Origin of the sequence: Lentzea alba, from assembly GCF_011067745.1 — a bacterium.
Taxonomy (GTDB): domain Bacteria; phylum Actinomycetota; class Actinomycetes; order Mycobacteriales; family Pseudonocardiaceae; genus Lentzea; species Lentzea alba.
Map to the genome: position 1 here is coordinate 482829 of NZ_JAAMPJ010000001.1, position 16548 is coordinate 499376.

Sequence of the window (16548 nt, forward strand, 5' to 3'; positions counted from 1 at the left end):
CCGCCGCCCCCCGGCCCCGCCCCCCCCCCCCCCCCCCCCCGACCTGGGGGGGGGGGGGGGCCCCCCACGACGATGCACCCGTCTGAACGGCGAAATCGAACGATGAGGGTTAGTGGTCGACCGACTGGTCGTCAGATCGTGGACTATGGCGAGGTGCGGGATGAAGTTGACCTAGTGGTTCCGGTCAAAACGCTCGACCGGGCCAAGACCAGGCTGACCAGCGCGACAGGCGGAGATCCGGTGTCGCACGCGGCACTGGCGCTCGCGCTCGCCATGGACACGGTGAGCGCCGCTCTGGCCACTCCCGGCGTCCGCCGCGTGGTGACCATCACATCGGACCCGGCGGTGGCGTCCGAAATGGCCGCGTTGGGCGTCGATTCGCTTCCGGAGCCACCGGTGCCCGGGCTCAACGAGGCGTTGTTGCACGGCGCGCAGACTTTGCGGTCGCCCCGCATCGGCGCGCTCCAAGCCGACCTGCCGGCGCTCAAGCCCGGCGAGCTCCAGGCCGCGCTCGAAACCGCGGCCGGTCGGCGCGCGTTCGTCCCGGACCGCCAGGGCACCGGCACGACGTTGCTCCTCGCGGCACCCGGCGGAGAGCTCGACCCGAGGTTCGGCGTCGGGTCCGCCGGGCACCACCGGATCTCCGGCGCGGTCGCGCTGTTCGGACCGTGGCCGTCGCTGCGCTGTGACGTGGACACGGAAGAAGATTTGCGGCTCGCTCTCACGCTGGGCCTCGGCGTGCACACCGCGAACGCCTTGCCCGCCTGGACAACCTGAGCAGTCCCCGCGCGTCTTCCGGGTCACTGGGGTGATCACGACTTGGGAGACTGATGCGAGCGCTCATCGCGCTGGCGGCGATCACGGCCATCGCGGGCTGTGTCGCCGTTGTACCTATTGACCGGCCGTCCGACTACACCGCGCCGAGCAAGCTGACCTCGTGCCGCGTGGAGCTGCCCCAGGAGTGGAAGGACCAGCTGTCCCGCGACAGAACGGAAGCGGGCTCGCACGAGCAGGTCACCGTGGTCGGCGCCAACGAGAACGGCGACACGACACTGGTGAAGACCACACGCAACAGAACCACCGAACTGGTGCTGCGCGACAGCAAGAAACGTCAGCAGGTCATGGCGGTGCAGGACGACGCGCAGCTGTTCGACGTCGAGTTCGACGGGCGCTGGGTGACGTTCTCCACGACTCCCAGCCCGTCCGACCGCACCACGACCACCTACGCCTGGGACGCCCGCAACGACGGCGCGCCCGTGCGGATCGGCGACGCCGGTGCCGTGGTCCACAACGGCAAGGCCGCCTGGTCCGACAGCCTGGGCGTGCACGTCTACGACCTCGTGAAGAAGAAGGACAAGGTCGTCGGCCAAGGTTCGTCGCCGGCCTTCCTGGGTGACGCGGTCATCTGGCGGCAGGACGGGAGGTTCCGCGCTGTCGACGCGTTACCGGAGCAGCTGCGGAACGCCGAGCCCGACGCGAGCGTGGCGTCGGACGGCAGGACCGTGGTGTGGGCACAGGGTGACGCGTTGCGCGGCTGGCGTGCGGACTGGACCGAGCCGCGCGAGCTCGCGGAGATCAAGGCCGCGCCCAAGGCGGAAGGCATCGTGTTCCCGCGGGTCAGCGGCGACTTCGTGTCCTGGCAGTCGGAGTCCTCGTACGTGACGGACATGCGCAGCGGCGCGACCATGCACACGACCGAAGACTCCTACTGGCTGGAGGTCCACGGCGGAGCACTGACGCAGAAGGGCTGGCGCGTCGCCTCGTCCGCTCCGCTGTCTTCACTCTCGCCGTTGCCCAGGTGTTAACACCGTGACGAACAACACGAAAATGTTGGTTCGAGCAACGTGACGGGGAACCCCGGCACCTTTACGTCCGTATCCCCCGATGACATCCCCCGATGATCTCCGATGTTGACGGCGTAACCCCCAGCGCCGTTTCCCCGACGCATTGCCCTGAGGTGTTCCTGCATGAAGTTGTTGACGCACGCCGACTACCTGGCGTTGCGCCGCTTTCCCGCTCTTGACGGCCTGCGCGCCATTGCCGCCGTGCTGGTGGTGTTCTTCCACTACGGAGGCCCTGATTGGCTGCAGGGCTGGGCCGGCGTCCAGATGTTCTTCGTCCTCAGCGGATTCCTGATCACCACGCTGATGCTGCGCGAGGAGCGGCGCACCGGCGAGATTTCGCTCAAGGAGTTCTACCTGCGGCGGGCGTTCCGAATTCTGCCCGTCTACTTCGTGATCCTGCTGGTGACAGCGGTCGGCTCGGCGCTGTTCGGCACGTTCGTCAGCAACGGGATCGGCCCGGCGCTCAAGTACTTCCTGACGTTCACCAACGAGTTCGCCGGCGCCAGCCCGTACGGACAGTCCTGGTCGCTGGGCATCGAGCAGAAGTTCTACCTGGTCTGGCCGTTGGTGGCGATCGCGCTCGGCACCGTCGTGCTCAAGCGCCGCGCCGGCGCCGCCGCCCTCGGCATGCTGCTCGCGCTCGTGATCGTCAACTTCACCACGTCGCACAGCAACCCCGGCTGGCCGCTGCACTACTTCTCGATCCTGACCGGTGTTCTGCTCGCCGTCGCGCTGCACAGCCGGCGCGGATTCGCGCTGGTGCGGCCGCTCACGAATCCGGTCGCGCAGGTGATCGTCTCAATCGGATTCATCGGCGTGCACCTGAGCGTGAAGCCGATGGCCGGATTCGTCGACGGGATCAACGGAATTCCTGGTCACGTGCTGGTCATTCCGGTGTACGCCCTCGCGACGGCCGTGCTGCTCACCGCTCTGATCGCGCCCGGACCGGCCACGACTTTCCTGTCCACGAAGCCGATGCAGTTCGTCGGTGAGCGCTCGTACTCGCTTTACCTGGTGCAGACGATCGCCGCGACGGTCCTCTGGTTCTTCTGGCCCGCAATGTCGGGTCTCGGACAGTCCGTGTTGGTCACGGCACTGGGATTGGCGCTGGCGAGCGTTCTCTACGTGACCGTGGAGATCCCGATGATCAACCTCGGTCGCCGCGTGATCACCCGCCAGCGCGCTCAGGCCGCGGTCAAGGCAGCCCTCGCCCAGCAGCAGGCGACTCAGCAGGGTGCGCCGCAGGCTCCCACGCCGCAGTCCGAGTCGTCGCGGTTCGCGACCATCGGGCAGGCCCAGCCGTAGAACGGGTTCGGGGCGAGCGGCACGGGTTCCCGGTCGCTCTCCCTGGCCAGTTCCTTCGCGTGGTGCGCGGTGAGCGTCACGGGCGTGCCGCTCGCCTGGGCGTCGAAAGCGCCCTTCTCCAGCTGGAGGATCTCGACGCCGCGCGAGATGTCGGCGACGAAAACCGTGTCGCGGTGCCAGTACGGCGCCCACGAGGTCGCGGTGTCCGGTCGCCAGTACCCGATCTGGATCGGCTTGGCCGGGTTCGAGATGTCCAGGAACCGGGTGCCCTGGTTGTACCAGGAGTAGGCCACGATCCTCTTCTGCACGTCGAAGTAGTGCGCGGAGCACGTGACGTTGCCGGGGATCGTGCCCTCCTGGTCGTCCGGGCTCCAGATGCCGACCGTCTTCATCTCCTTGGGCTTCTCGCCCCAGCCCTCACCGTTGTGCGTGCCCTGCAGCGAGGAGATGACGAACCGGCCCTCGGTCTTGCAGGTGGGCGAACCGAACGCCTCCTCGGTGTGCAGCAGCAGGCTTCCGGCCGGGTTCTCCCGCGTGGGCTGCGGGCCGTCGGCGAGCGTGCGGCCGACCGGGCGGAACGAGTTGTGCGTGAACGAGGTCGGCATGTCGGCCTTCGGCACGGTGCCGCCCGCGTACGGGACCGGGTCCCACGCCTTCGCCTCGCGGTACTTGCCGCTCAACGGGTCGCGGTGCCAGCCCTGCGTGTAGTAGCCGCGGGTGCCGTCGTCGCCGGCGACCCACGCGATGCCGTGGGCGTCCACCTGGACGTCGTGCGTGATCTTCCCTTCGCCCGCCTTGCCGCGGACGTCGACCGAGACCGGAAGTTCTTTCGGGGTCTTCGGATCGCGGATGTCGGTCACGAAGATTCGCCCGGTCTTGGCGTCGGACCTGTCCAGCCCGGCCGTCCACAGGTATGAACAGTCGTTGATGCAGGTGCTGGTGTGACCGGTGTTCTGCCGGTGGAAGCTCAGGATCTTGAGGTCGGCCGGGTCCACAGCGGACACGATGTAGTTGCCGGTCGGCCGGTCACCCGGAAGCGCGCGGCCGAACGAGTTGACCTCGCGCGCCAGGAACGCGAGCTTGCGCAACGGGTCGACGTTGATGTCCTCGTTCTCCCAGAAGCGCTTCGTCGGGTCGTCGCCCGGCAGCGCCATCTCCTCCTTGGTGAGGTGGTCGAGGAGCTTGGGCTGGTCCAGATCGGTGACGTCGAACGTCTTGAGCCCGGTCTCCATGCTCACGAACGCCACGTCGCGAGGCCCGTACTGGGCGAACGCGATCGAGATGGCCCGTTCGGTACCGGGAAGAGATGCCTTCAGGCGAACGTTCTTGGCCGCCGCCTGCAGTCGTGGTTTGTCCACCTTCGGAGTCGTGGGTTCGGCACCCGCTGCCGAAGCCAGTCCTGCCGTGGTGAAGGCCAACAGGGTCGCCGCAGTGATCGTGGCTATAACCTTCATGGATCGACCCTGGCAGCGCGGTGAATGAGACGAGTACCGACGAACGGCTAGGGTTCTGCTCCGTGCAGGCAACCGTGTCTACGTTTAACAGTGACGGTTCCGCGACCGTCCTTCGAGATGACGGCGTTCTTGTCGACGTGAGTGCGGCCGCGGTCACTGAGGGTGGTTGGCGGATGCTGCGTCCGGGTCAGCGAGTGACCCTCGAACGTAGTCCTGACGGAGTGGTCACCGCCCTGCGCATGCCCGTTCTGTGACGAGGAGTTCACCAGTCAGACGTTCACGGCGGGGGCGCTCGCGGCGATAGTGCGGAACAATGCGGGGCGTGAGCACGGAGAACTCTGACGGCAAGGCGACCCCATCCCGACGCCGCGCGCGGGACGTGAAGGCGGAGGCGGCAACCCCGCGCAAGCAGCCTCGCGCGGCGACCCGGCGAGTTTCGACGACGCGAGCGAAGGTCGAGCGAGGCGCCGCGGCGGCCGCTCCGTTGCGCGGTGTGCCCTCGGCACCGCCCGCGGTGACGTCGAGCGTCCTGCCCACCGACCTCCCGGACGACCGGTACTTCAACCGTGAACTGTCCTGGTTGGACTTCAACTCCCGCGTGCTCGCGCTGGCCGAGGACTCCTCGCAGCCGCTGCTGGAGCGCGCGAAGTTCCTCGCGATCTTCGCCTCGAACCTGGACGAGTTCTACATGGTCCGGGTCGCGGGCCTGAAGCGGCGCGCGGAGACCGGTCTCACGGTGCGCAGCGCGGACGGGCTCACGCCGCTCGAGCAGCTCGTGGCGATCTCCAAGCGCTCGCAGGAACTCGTCGAGCAGCACGCCCGCGCGTTCCTCGACCACATCAGGCCCGGCCTGGAAGAGCACCGGATCAGCATCGTGACGTGGGGCGACCTCACGGACTACGACCGGTTGCGGCTCTCCAACTACTTCAGCGAGCAGGTCTTCCCGGTCCTCACGCCACTCGCGGTCGACCCGGCGCACCCGTTCCCGTACATCTCCGGTCTCTCGCTGAACCTCGCGGTGACCGTGCGCGACCCCGAGGGTGGCGGCGAGCGGTTCGCCCGCGTGAAGGTGCCGGACAACGTGCCGCGGCTGGTGCGCGTGGAGGCGGACCGTTCGTCTTCCTCGGCGACCTTCCTGCCGCTGGAGGAACTCATCGCCGCGCACCTGGGCGAGTTGTTCACCGGCATGGAGGTCATCGAGTGCCACGCGTTCCGGGTGACGCGCAACGCGGACCTCGAGGTCGAGGAGGACCGCGACGAGGACCTGTTGCAGGCGCTGGAACGAGAGCTCGCGCGGCGCCGGTTCGGCCCGCCGGTGCGTCTCGAGGTCGCCGACGACATGACCGAGCACATGCTCGAGTTGCTGCTGCGGGAGATGGACGTCGACCCGCACGACGTCGTCACGGTGCCGGGACTGCTCGATCTGTCGTGCCTGTGGCAGCTGTACGGCATCGACCGCAAGACGTTGAAGGACCCGGCGTTCGTGCCGGCCACGCACCCGGCGTTCGGTGAGCGCGAGACGCCCAAGAGCGTGTTCGCGACGCTGCGCGAGGGTGACGTGCTGGTCCACCACCCGTACGACTCGTTCTCCACGTCGGTGCAGCGCTTCATCGAACAGGCCGCCGCCGACCCGCACGTGCTCGCCATCAAGCAGACGCTGTACCGGACTTCCGGTGACTCGCCCATCGTGGACGCGCTGATCGACGCGGCCGAGGCGGGCAAGCAGGTCGTGGCGCTGGTGGAGCTGAAGGCGCGCTTCGACGAGCAGGCGAACATCAAGTGGGCGCGAGCGCTGGAAAAGGCGGGCGTGCACGTCGTCTACGGCCTGGTGGGCCTGAAGACCCACTGCAAGACCTCGTTGGTCGTGCGCCAGGAGGGTTCGACGATCCGCCGCTACTGCCACATCGGCACCGGCAACTACAACCCGAAGACCGCGCGGTTGTACGAGGACGTCGGCATCCTGACGGCCGAGCCGACGATCGGCGCGGACCTCACGGACCTCTTCAACGTGCTGACCGGCTACGCGCGTCAGGACGAGTACCGCTCGCTGCTGGTCGCGCCGTACGGCGTCCGCAAGGGCATCGTGGACCGGATCAACCTGGAGATCGAGCGTGCCCAGTCGGGCGAGGTCTCCGGCGTGCGCATCAAGGTGAACTCGCTCGTCGACGAGCAGGTGATCGACGCGCTGTACCGCGCATCACAGGCGGGCGTGCCCGTCGACGTCGTCGTGCGCGGCATCTGCGGTCTGAAGCCCGGGGTGAAGGGCATGTCGGAGAACATCCGGGTGCGGTCGATCCTGGGCCGGTTCCTGGAGCACTCGCGGATCTTCCACTTCGCCGGCTGCGACGAGTACTGGATCGGCAGCGCGGACATGATGCACCGCAACCTGGACCGCCGCGTCGAGGTGGCCGTGCGCGTCATCAACCCGCGCCTGGCCGCGCAACTCGCGGACGTCTTCACCTCCGCGCTCGACCCGCAGACGCGCTGCTGGGTGCTGCGCGCCGACGGAGAATGGGAAGCGTCGCCGTCCGACGGTTCGTCGGTCCGCGATCATCAGATGGAACTGCTGCACAGGCACGGAGCTCTTGGGTGATCAAAGCTGCTGGGGCGGTGCTCTGGCGCGAGGCCGACGGCGACGTCGAAATCGCGGTGGTGCACCGCCTGCGTTATGACGACTGGTCCCTGCCGAAGGGAAAGCTGGATCGGGGCGAGACGATCCCCGCCTGCGCGGTGCGCGAGATCCTGGAGGAAACCGGGTACTCGTGCGTGCTGGGACGGTTCCTGCGGCAGGTCTCGTACGCGGTCGGAGGGGACGCCAAGACCGTCGACTACTTCGCCGCCGAGGCCGTCTCGGGTTCGTTCGTGGCCAACGACGAGGTCGACTCGTTGCGCTGGCTGCCCGTGGACGAGGCCGCCGCTCTGCTGACCTACGCGCCGGACCGCGAGGTGCTGGCGGAGTTCGGCCGGCTGCCCGCGGACCTGTTGCTGGTGTTGCTGGTGCGGCACGCGAAGGCGGGCAAGCGGTCCGAGTGGGACGACGATGACGACCTCCGCCCCCTCTCCGGCTCCGGCTGGAAGCAGGCGGAGGCGCTGCAGTCGTTGTTGCCTCTGTGGGCACCCACGCGCGTCCACTCGGCGCCCAGGGTGCGTTGCGTGGACACCGTGCGAGGCGTGGCGGAGGACCTCTCGGTCGAGATGGTCGAGGAGGCGCGGCTGTCCGAGGAGGGCTACTGGCCCGACCCGGACGCCGGTCTGGTGCGCCTGCTGGAGATCGCCGCCCAGGAGGGCCGCGCCGTCGTGTCCTCGCAGGGCGGGGTGATCCCGTCGGTGGTGCAGACGCTGGCCGAACTGGGCGGGCTGCGGATCGACGAGGTCCCGTGCAAGAAGGGCAGTGTGTGGGTGCTGGCCTTCACCCGGCCGTTCGGCACCTGGTCCACTTCGGACTCCCCTTCGCGCTGGCCAACCCTGGTGTCGGCGCACTACCTGGCCTCGGCGCTACCGCGTCCCTGAGCCCCGCTGCAGACGTTTTCAGCCGCCGTCTCCACGGTTCGACGAAAGTTCGCCTCTGGCAACCAAGTCGATCGAGGAGGCGGCGGTTTCGCTTGCGAGGGAAGTGTTCGCAGGCGTGGAGGCGTTATTTCTATTGGCGGGCAGCGCGTTCCGCGGGCCGGTCTCGGGTGTTCGCGCGTTATACGTATTGGGTGCCTGAGACCGCCGTGCCAAACATCTCGGCCGGGGTCGGCAATTCCGGGCGCCCGGCGCGGGTGATGCGGCCGGGACGGTTCTCGGGTGGCGCCGGGTGTTTGTCCGAGCGGGTTCGCTGGTTCACATTCGTGGACGCGACTTCTGTCTCACATGCGCACCCGCGAATGGTTGCCGGCGCCTCACCTGTGCTGCTTGGACCTTCCCGGACAGTGCCGGCCACTTTCCAGAGGCACCAGGGCCTTCGTGACGACCTCGGCGCAGTGTCTTGTCTTGGCTGGTCAGAGGCCTCTCGCCGGATCTACTGCCGCTTTCCCAGGCATATCAGCGACTTCCGCCGAGCCCCTCCACGGATCATCGAACGCATCGAACGACGGCGGTCACCAGGCGTGCGACGCCTCCCCTGCGCCCCATGACCTTCCCCAGGCCGTCCCGGCCGCTTCCCAGGCGTGTCAGCGCCTTCCCAGGCCCTCTCGCGGCCTCCCGCCGGCCGCCGCGCAGCCATCCGCAGGCGCGCCGGCCGTCACCACCTGGCCGCGCCGGTCGCCTTCCCCAGGCGCACCAGCGCCTTCCCCACGACCGCGCCGCCCTCCCCAGCAGCGCGAACACCCCTTCCCCAGGCACGCGGAAGGCCCCGGTGTGCGCACACCGGGGCCTTCCGCGTGGTTCTGAAGTGACGCAGCCTCCCTCAGGAGGCCCGTCTCACTTCTTCTTGGCAGCCGTCTTGCGAGCCGCGGGTGCCTTGGCAGCCGTGGCCTTCGCGGCGGGCTTCGCCGCAGCCGTCGTCTTGGCGGCAGCGGTCTTGCGGGCCGCGGGGGCCTTCGCAGCCGGCTTGGCGGCGGCGGCCTTGGTGGCGGTCGCCTTCGCGGGCGCCTTGGCAGCAGCGGGCTTCGCAGCGGCCGTGGTGGTGCGACGGGTCGTGGGCGCCTTGGTGGCGGCCGCGGCCGTGCGGGTGCGCGTGGTGGTCGCGCGGGTCGTCGCAGCCTTGGTGGCAGGCGCCTTCGTCGCAGCTGCGGGCTTCGCAGCGGCAGCAGCCGGCTTGGCAGCAGCCTTGGCGGCAACGGCCTTCGGCAGCTTCTTCGCACCGCTGATGACGTCCTTGAACGTCGAGCCGGGGCGGAACGCGGGCACGTTGGTCTTCTTGACCTTCACGGTCTCGCCCGTGCGCGGGTTGCGCGCGGTGCGAGCCGCACGGGCGCGCTTCTCGAAGACGCCGAAGCCCGTGATGTTGACCTTCTCGCCCTTGTTGACGCTGCGGACGATCACGTCCACGAGGCCGTCAACAGCTGCGCCGGCGGTCTTCTTGTCTCCAAGGCGCTCGGCGAGCGCCTCGATGAGCTGGGCCTTATTCACCGTCAGTCCCTCCCAGGACGCTCACGGCCCTAAGAGACGGGCCGACTAGAACGCAACGGTAGGCCCAAAACGCGAGAAATACCAATCGCCACGCCAGATTTTTCGTTGTGGCGTGGCTAATTGCGCCCCTTCGAGGGACAGGAGGCGCCGGATTCGCCCCTCTGGAGGGGAGAATCCGGCCCCCTCTCAGACCGCCGGAAGCGGATCCGTTGTGGGCAACCAAGTCTGACGATCGGCCTCGAATCCGCTGATCTCGGCCTCGTGGCGGAGCGTCAAAGCGATGTCGTCGAGGCCCTCCAGAAGGCGCCAGCGGGTGTAGTCGTCGATCTCGAACGGGGCAACCAAGTCCTTGGCGCGAACGGTCTTGTCGGTGAGGTCCACGGTGACCGGCGTGCCGGGCTCGGACTCGAGCAACTTCCACAGCAGCTCGACATCGGACTGGCTGCACTGCGCCGCCACGAGCCCCTGCTTGCCCGAGTTGCCCCGGAAGATGTCGGCGAAGCGGGACGACACGACGACCCGGAAGCCGTAGTCCATCAACGCCCAGACGGCGTGTTCCCGAGAGGACCCGGTGCCGAAGTCAGGGCCCGCAACGAGGACGCTGCCCGCCTTGAACGGCTCCTGGTTGAGGATGAACTGCTCGTCGGAGCGCCAGGCGGCGAAGAGCCCGTCCTCGAACCCGCTGCGGGTCACGCGCTTGAGGTAGACGGCCGGGATGATCTGGTCGGTGTCCACGTTGGACCTGCGCAGCGGCACACCGACGCCCGTGTGGGTGGTGAAGGCATCCATGGTCAGTTCTCCAGGTCTGCGGGGGCCGAGAGGGTGCCGCGCACGGCCGTGGCGGCGGCGACGAGCGGCGAGACGAGGTGCGTCCGCCCGCCCTTGCCCTGCCTGCCCTCGAAGTTGCGGTTGGAGGTCGAGGCGCTGCGCTCACCCGGCGCGAGCTGATCCGGGTTCATGCCAAGGCACATCGAGCAGCCGGCCTGCCGCCACTCGGCGCCCGCGTCGAGGAACACCTTGTCCAGGCCCTCTTCCTCGGCCTGTTTGCGCACCCGCATCGAACCGGGCACGACCAGCATCCGTACTCCTGAAGCGACGTGCTTCCCCTTGATGACGTCCGCGGCGGCCCGCAGGTCCTCGATGCGCCCGTTCGTGCAGGAGCCGAGGAACACCGTGTCCACGTGGATGTCGCGCAGCGGCGTGCCGGGTTCCAGGCCCATGTACGCCAGCGCCTTCTCCGCGGCCACGCGCTCGTTCTCGTCCGCGATCGCCTCGGGGTCGGGAATGCTCGCGCCCAGCGGCAGACCCTGCCCCGGGTTCGTACCCCACGTGACGAACGGAGTGAGCTCGCTCGCGTCGATGTGGACCTCGGCGTCGAAAGTCGCGTCGTCGTCGGTGCGCAGCGTCTTCCAGTACGCGACGGCCGCGTCCCAGTCCGCGCCGGACGGTGCGTGCGGACGACCCGAGATGTAGTCGAAAGTCGTCTCGTCCGGTGCGATCATGCCGGCGCGCGCGCCCGCTTCGATCGACATGTTGCACACCGTCATGCGCGCTTCCATCGAGAGGTTCTCGATCGCACGGCCGCGGTACTCGAGCACATAGCCCTGTCCGCCACCGGTTCCGATCTTCGCGATGACCGCGAGGATGATGTCCTTCGCCGTGACGCCGGGACCGAGCTCGCCGTCGACGGTGATCGCCATCGTCTTGAACGGACGCAACGGCAACGTCTGCGTCGCCATCACGTGTTCGACCTCGGACGTGCCGATGCCGAACGCCAGCGCGCCGAACGCGCCGTGCGTGGACGTGTGACTGTCACCGCACACAACGGTCATGCCGGGCTGCGTGAGGCCGAGCTGCGGGCCCACCACGTGGACGATGCCCTGCTCCGCGTCCCCCATCGGATGCAGGCGCACGCCGAACTCCGCGCAGTTGCGGCGAAGCGTCTCGACCTGCGTGCGCGACACGAGGTCCGCGATCGGCTTGTCGATGTCGACGGTCGGGACGTTGTGGTCCTCGGTGGCGATCGTCAGATCGGCCCTGCGCAGCTTGCGGTTGGCAAGGCGCAGCCCGTCGAACGCCTGGGGGCTGGTGACTTCGTGGAGCAAATGGAGGTCGATGTAAAGCAGGTCCGGCTCCGCACCACTGCCGTGGCGCACAACGTGTGCCTCCCACACCTTCTCCGCGAGCGTGCGGCTCATTGCGACATCTCCCACATCATGGACGCGCCGACGGATCTGGACTTCTCACTGTCTGGGAAGTTAGTATCGGCTTGTGGGACAGCATAGCGGGATCGGCGTGCTGGACAAGGCAGTGGCCGTGTTGAACGCCGTGGCAAAAGATCCGTGTGGCTTGGCCGAGTTGTGCAATCGCACCGGCCTTCCACGAGCGACCGCGCACCGCCTGGCCGTGGGCCTGGAGGTGCACCGGTTGCTGCGCAGGGGCTCCGACGGCCGCTGGCGTCCTGGCGCGGCACTCGCCGAACTGGCGGGCGGCGCGACGGACCCGTTGCTGGACGCGGCTTCCTCGGTGCTGCCGCGCCTGCGCGACATCACCGGCGAGAGCGTGCAGTTGTACCGCCGTGACGGCATGCAGCGCGTCTGCGTCTCCTCCGCGGAGCCGCCTTCCGGCTTGCGCGACACGGTTCCCATCGGCGCCAGGCTCCCCATGACGGCCGGCTCGGGTGCCAAGGTCCTGGCCGCCTGGGCGGATCCCGGCACCCAACGCGCCGTGCTGGCTGACGCCGTCTACGGCGAACGCACGCTCCTGGAAGTCCGCCGCCGCGGCTGGGCGCAAAGCGTGGCTGAACGGGAGCCAGGCGTGGCCTCGGTCTCAGCCCCGGTGCGGGACTCCTCCGGCGCGGTGGTGGCCGCCGTGTCCGTCTCCGGCCCGATTGACCGCATGGGCCGCCGTCCGGGCGCCCGCTGGGCCGCCGACCTGCTGGCCGCAGCCGAAGCCCTCCAAAGCCGCCTCTAAAGCACCAACGCCGACTGTGGCCGTTCTCCCCTCGGGAGGGCGGCCACAGCCGTCCAGGCGCTACGACACGCCGTGGCATACCTCACGACACGCGGTTTCGACACATCTCACCCCGCACCGCCTCAGCATCCGCCAAAAGCCGCAACCAAGACCGTTCCACCCAGCCAGCCAACGAGCCCCAGACCGCCCAGAAGCCCATTCAACAAACGGCGCCAAGAATTCTCTCTATAGGCAGGCGAAGCCCTTGCCACTTTCGGCGAGCAAAGCGACGCCCCTCCCGCTCCCCGATGGGAAACCTACGGGGGGTCCGGGGGGCGAAGCCCCGCCGGCTGGGGGTCTGGGGGCTCGGCCCCCAGAGGACAATGCGAAAGAGGCCTGTCAGCGCTTTCCGCTGACAGGCCTCTCCCACCTCTGTAGCCCCGAAGGGATTCGAACCCTCGCTACCGCCTTGAGAGGGCGGCGTCCTAGGCCGCTAGACGACGGGGCCCTAGAACTTCTTGCTGGTTTGAACCTTATCAGATCAATCTGTCCGGTCCAAATCCGGCTATTCAGTTCATTTTCTTGCGGTCTTGCCTTGCTTCGAAACTCTCCCGAGCTTATCACTCGGTTTTGCTTCTCAGCAGCTGGGGTACCAGGACTCGAACCTAGACTAACTGAACCAGAATCAGTCGTGCTGCCAATTACACCATACCCCATTGGCTTTCACGATCGACTTCGGTTCTCTCCTGGAGTTCCGAGGCCCTCGTTGCTGCCGTGAGAAATACTAGACCACGCCCCCACCAGAAGTGAAATCGGCCCCCACCCGCAGGCAAACACGCAGGTAGAGGCCGGTCTCAGAGGCAATCTCAGGCGGTGGCCGCCGACAGCTCGCACACGAGGAGCTCGGGCAGTTCCGCCAGCGACGTGATCGAGGACAGCCCGGCGGGCAGCGTGCCGCCGGTCGGACCCGTCCGGTTGATCCAGACGCCGTGCATCCCGGCGTCGCGCGCACCGATCGCGTCGGCGTGCAGGCGGTCTCCCACGTGGACGATGTCGCCCGGCGGGACCCCCAGGGCGAGGCTGGCGGTGTGAAAGATCACGCGGTCCGGCTTGGCGCAGCCGACCTCGCCGGCGATCAACACGGCGTCGAAGTACGACGAGAGGCCCAGCTGGGCGATCTTCACGCGCTGGTGGCGACCGGAGGCGTTGCTGATCGCGGCGATCGGGAGGCCCGTGGCGCGCAGCCAGTCGAGCATCGGGATCACGTCGGGGAACAGGCACCAGCCGGCCGAGAGGACTTCCTGGCGGGCCAGCTCGCGACGGGTGGCCTCCTCCAGCGTCAGCTCCTCGCCCAGGGCGGCGAAGAAGGCCTGCGTGCGGATGTTGCGCATCGACTCGTACTGGAGTTCACCGGCGAGCTGGCGGGTCACGTGGTCGTCGGTGATTCGCTGCCACAACGACCAGGCGTCGGCGCTACCGACCATCGATGCCAGCGCGGCGCGCGAAGAAGTGCTGTAGTCGACAAGTGTGTCGTCGACGTCCAGGCACACAGCGCGGATCTCGCCGGTTCTCTTACGCGTGAAAGTCGGGGACGCAGTTGTCACCCCGGAAGGTTAGGTGCGAGGGGCCCTCGTCCGATTCGGCTAACGAGGTGATTCCTATAGGTCCTTGCACGATCAAGCGGACCTTGAGGCCCCGAACGAACCAGTGACGCTCGTCCGGGCGCCGATTGCAATCGCCCGGTCGAGTGTTGTTCGGCCACTTGACCGTCACTGCCCGAACGGGCGGGTTCCGCGAGCGCGACACCCTAGCTCGCGCAACGAGATCGTGCACCGGCCGCAATCGTTTTGCGGCCTGGTTTCCCAGACCGTCCACAGAGGACTTTGGTGGCGAGAGAGCCGCGCCACACGGAACTCGGCTTGACGCAAACGGCGATCAGGAGCATGCTGAGTTTATTCAACAGCGGTTGAAATGAGAGGATCGACATGGAGAGGACGACCTGCCTCGTCGTCGGAGGCGGACCTGCGGGAATGGTGCTGGGGCTGCTGCTGGCCCGCGGTGGCGTCGAGGTCACGGTGCTGGAGAAGCACGGCGACTTCCTGCGCGACTTCCGCGGCGACACGGTGCACGCGTCGACGCTGACGCTGATGGACGAGCTGGGGCTGGGGCCCGCGTTCGAGCAGGTGCCGCACCAGGACGTCGACAAGATCGAGGCGCTGCTCGACGGCGGCGCCAAGGCCACGATCGCCGACCTGAAGCGGCTTCCTGGTGCGAACAAGCGCATCGCGATGGTGCCGCAGTGGGACTTCCTGGACCTGCTGGCGGACGCGGGCAAGCTGGAGCCGACGTTCACGTTGCGGATGAACACCGAGGTCACCGGGATCACCAAGAGCGGCAGCAGGGTCACGGGCGTGCGGTACCGCGACCGCGTCGACGGGCACGAGGGCGAGATCGCCGCGGACCTCGTCGTCGCGGCGGACGGGCGCGGTTCGATCCTGCGCGACGCCGTGGAACTTCCGGTCTACCGCTTCGGCGCGCCGATGGACGTGTGGTGGTTCCGCTTGCCGCGCAACGAGAGCGACCCGGTCAAGGGCGGCGCCGGCCGGTTCAGCGCGGGCAGCGCGATGGTGCTCATTCCACGCGGCGAGTACTTCCAGTGCGCCTTCCTGATCCGGAAGGGAACGGACCAGAAGCTGCGCGCCGAGGGCGTCGAGAAGTTCCGGGAACGCGTCGTCACGCTCATCCCGTGGCTCGCGGACCGGGTGGACCACGTCAAGAGCCTCGACGACGCGAAGCTGCTCGACGTGAAGCTGGACCGGTTGCGGCGCTGGCACGTCGACGGACTGCTGTGCATCGGTGACGCGGCGCACGCGATGTCACCCGTGGGCGGCGTGGGCATCAACCTGGCCGTGCAGGACGCGGTCGCCACGGCCAGACTGCTCGCGCGGCCGTTGCGGGAGGGCAGGGTCACGAGCGCGACGCTCGCGAAGGTGCGCGGGCGCAGGCTGTTCCCGACCGTGGTGATCCAGACGTTCCAGCGGGTGATCCACCGGCTGTTCCTCGGCCGCAAGCTCAACAGCACCGAGACGGTCTCCAGCTCGGGCACGCCGGTCATGCTCAAGATCGCGCAGAAGCTGCCGTTCCTGCAGGCGGTGCCCGCCTACGTGATCGCGATCGGGCCACGCCCGGAGCACGCGCCCGACTTCGCACGCAGGGCGCCGCAGACCATCGCGAGGTCGTAACAGCCCTCACGTCGCGGCGAGAACCTCGGATGACTCGCCGAGCACCATCGCCACGGCGTGGGCGCGGTCACGAGCGCCCAGCTTGCGCAGGATCGCCTTCACGTGGGTCTTCACGGTGTCGTTGCTGATGAAGAGCCGCTGGGCGATCCGAGCGTTGTCCATCCCCTTCGCCATCTCGGCCAGCACGTCGAACTCGCGTGCCGACAGCCTGCCGAGCGAGGCGGGCGGAGGCATCCGCGCCGGTAGCCGAGCCAACGACCCCACCCGTGCGTCGATCGCGGCGGGAGCACCCCGCACGGCGGCCGCGATCAGCGGCAGCAGCTCGGCCACGGGTGAGGTTTTCAGCAGGTAGGCGACGGCGCCGGCGTCCAGCGCGGCGCGGGCCCAGCTCGGACTGTCCGCATTGGACAGCACGACGACCCGGGCGGTCGGCCGGAACTGCGCCGTGTCCCGCACGGTGCGCAGCGGACCGGCGCCCGGCACGTCGAAGTCGGTGACGACCAGGTCCACCTGGACGCCGCGCAGCACGCGCGCAGCATCGGCCACGGTGTGGGCGATGCCCACAACGCGGAAGCAATGTGTGCGATGCAGCGAGATCCGCAGCCCTTCGGTGATGAGCTGCGATCCGTCGACGAGCAACACACGGGTGGACGCCAGGTCCGTCATGACACCGGGAAGTTACTAGCGGGTACCCGA

The 16548-nt window shown here is 68.3% G+C and carries 13 protein-coding genes and 2 tRNA genes; 7 read left to right on the top strand and 8 right to left on the bottom strand.

Going from position 1 to position 16548, the window contains the following annotated elements; translation table 11 throughout:
* Positions 1-153 precede the first annotated feature (153 nt).
* The 3 genes from cofC (at position 154) to G7043_RS02340 (ending at position 3149) form a co-directional block, all read left to right on the top strand.
* Complete coding sequence (cofC, locus tag G7043_RS02330) at positions 154-777, top strand: 2-phospho-L-lactate guanylyltransferase (protein ID WP_313887669.1); 624 nt, start codon at positions 154-156, stop codon at positions 775-777.
* Positions 778-830: 53 nt separating this feature from the next.
* Positions 831-1805, top strand: a complete 975-nt coding sequence (locus G7043_RS02335; RefSeq protein ID WP_166043353.1) for a hypothetical protein — start codon at positions 831-833, stop codon at positions 1803-1805.
* A 162-nt stretch (positions 1806-1967) separates the two neighbouring features.
* Positions 1968-3149 carry an acyltransferase family protein gene (locus G7043_RS02340; protein WP_166043356.1) on the top strand — a complete coding sequence of 394 codons (1182 nt, stop codon included), beginning with the start codon at positions 1968-1970 and terminating at the stop codon, positions 3147-3149.
* Here G7043_RS02340 and G7043_RS02345 read toward each other — a convergent pair.
* On the bottom strand, positions 3071-4603 hold the full coding sequence (locus G7043_RS02345; RefSeq protein ID WP_166043360.1) for a hypothetical protein: 1533 nt from the start codon (positions 4601-4603) through the stop codon (positions 3071-3073). The genes G7043_RS02340 and G7043_RS02345 overlap by 79 nt on opposite strands.
* A 313-nt stretch (positions 4604-4916) precedes the next feature.
* On the opposite strand from G7043_RS02345, the gene G7043_RS02355 reads away from it, so the two are divergent.
* Entirely contained in the window at positions 4917-7196 is a 2280-nt protein-coding gene (locus G7043_RS02355) for an RNA degradosome polyphosphate kinase (protein ID WP_166043365.1), read from the top strand.
* The gene (locus G7043_RS02360; protein WP_313887752.1) at positions 7196-8113 is read left to right on the top strand and encodes an NUDIX hydrolase; all 918 of its coding nucleotides are present in this window, start codon (positions 7196-7198) and stop codon (positions 8111-8113) included. The genes G7043_RS02355 and G7043_RS02360 overlap by 1 nt, the downstream gene beginning before the upstream one ends.
* A gap of 894 nt (positions 8114-9007) precedes the next feature.
* On the opposite strand, the gene G7043_RS02365 is transcribed toward G7043_RS02360, so the two are convergent.
* From G7043_RS02365 to leuC, 3 genes are all read right to left on the bottom strand, one after another.
* Entirely contained in the window at positions 9008-9658 is a 651-nt protein-coding gene (locus G7043_RS02365; protein WP_166043369.1) for an HU family DNA-binding protein, read from the bottom strand.
* A 186-nt stretch (positions 9659-9844) separates the two neighbouring features.
* A complete protein-coding gene (leuD, locus tag G7043_RS02370) occupies positions 9845-10447 on the bottom strand; it encodes a 3-isopropylmalate dehydratase small subunit (protein ID WP_166043371.1) in 603 nt (200 codons plus the stop codon).
* A gap of 2 nt (positions 10448-10449) precedes the next feature.
* A complete protein-coding gene (leuC, locus tag G7043_RS02375) occupies positions 10450-11856 on the bottom strand; it encodes a 3-isopropylmalate dehydratase large subunit (RefSeq protein ID WP_166043373.1) in 1407 nt (468 codons plus the stop codon).
* Positions 11857-11929: 73 nt separating this feature from the next.
* Between leuC and G7043_RS02380 the strand changes: the two genes are divergently transcribed.
* Complete coding sequence (locus G7043_RS02380; RefSeq protein ID WP_166043375.1) at positions 11930-12631, top strand: IclR family transcriptional regulator; 702 nt, start codon at positions 11930-11932, stop codon at positions 12629-12631.
* 414 nt (positions 12632-13045) lie between these two features.
* Here the strand turns inward: G7043_RS02380 and G7043_RS02385 are convergent.
* The 3 genes from G7043_RS02385 to G7043_RS02395 all read right to left on the bottom strand — a co-directional run bounded on the left by G7043_RS02385 (position 13046) and on the right by G7043_RS02395 (position 14214).
* A tRNA-Glu gene (locus G7043_RS02385) sits at positions 13046-13118 on the bottom strand.
* 136 nt (positions 13119-13254) lie between these two features.
* A tRNA-Gln gene (locus G7043_RS02390) sits at positions 13255-13326 on the bottom strand.
* A gap of 150 nt (positions 13327-13476) precedes the next feature.
* Positions 13477-14214: an HAD family hydrolase gene (locus G7043_RS02395; protein ID WP_313887670.1), complete on the bottom strand. Its 738-nt coding sequence runs from the start codon at positions 14212-14214 to the stop codon at positions 13477-13479.
* Between the two features lie 381 nt (positions 14215-14595).
* Here G7043_RS02395 and G7043_RS02400 point away from each other — a divergent pair, with 381 nt between their 5' ends.
* Positions 14596-15852 (top strand): FAD-dependent oxidoreductase, encoded by a 1257-nt coding sequence (locus G7043_RS02400; protein WP_166043377.1) that lies wholly within the window; start codon positions 14596-14598, stop codon positions 15850-15852.
* Positions 15853-15858: 6 nt separating this feature from the next.
* On the opposite strand, the gene G7043_RS02405 is transcribed toward G7043_RS02400, so the two are convergent.
* The gene (locus tag G7043_RS02405) at positions 15859-16518 is read right to left on the bottom strand and encodes a response regulator transcription factor (RefSeq protein WP_166043379.1); all 660 of its coding nucleotides are present in this window, start codon (positions 16516-16518) and stop codon (positions 15859-15861) included.
* Positions 16519-16548: the final 30 nt, after the last annotated feature.

Coding starts and splice junctions, on each gene's coding strand:
- G7043_RS02335 (WP_166043353.1), top strand. CDS start 831: ATGCGAGCGCTCATCGCGCTGGCGGCGATCACGGCCATCGCGGGCTGT.
- G7043_RS02340 (WP_166043356.1), top strand. CDS start 1,968: ATGAAGTTGTTGACGCACGCCGACTACCTGGCGTTGCGCCGCTTTCCC.
- G7043_RS02345 (WP_166043360.1), bottom strand. CDS start 4,603: ATGAAGGTTATAGCCACGATCACTGCGGCGACCCTGTTGGCCTTCACC.
- G7043_RS02355 (WP_166043365.1), top strand. CDS start 4,917: ATGCGGGGCGTGAGCACGGAGAACTCTGACGGCAAGGCGACCCCATCC.
- leuD (WP_166043371.1), bottom strand. CDS start 10,447: ATGGATGCCTTCACCACCCACACGGGCGTCGGTGTGCCGCTGCGCAGG.
- leuC (WP_166043373.1), bottom strand. CDS start 11,856: ATGAGCCGCACGCTCGCGGAGAAGGTGTGGGAGGCACACGTTGTGCGC.
- G7043_RS02400 (WP_166043377.1), top strand. CDS start 14,596: ATGGAGAGGACGACCTGCCTCGTCGTCGGAGGCGGACCTGCGGGAATG.
- G7043_RS02405 (WP_166043379.1), bottom strand. CDS start 16,518: ATGACGGACCTGGCGTCCACCCGTGTGTTGCTCGTCGACGGATCGCAG.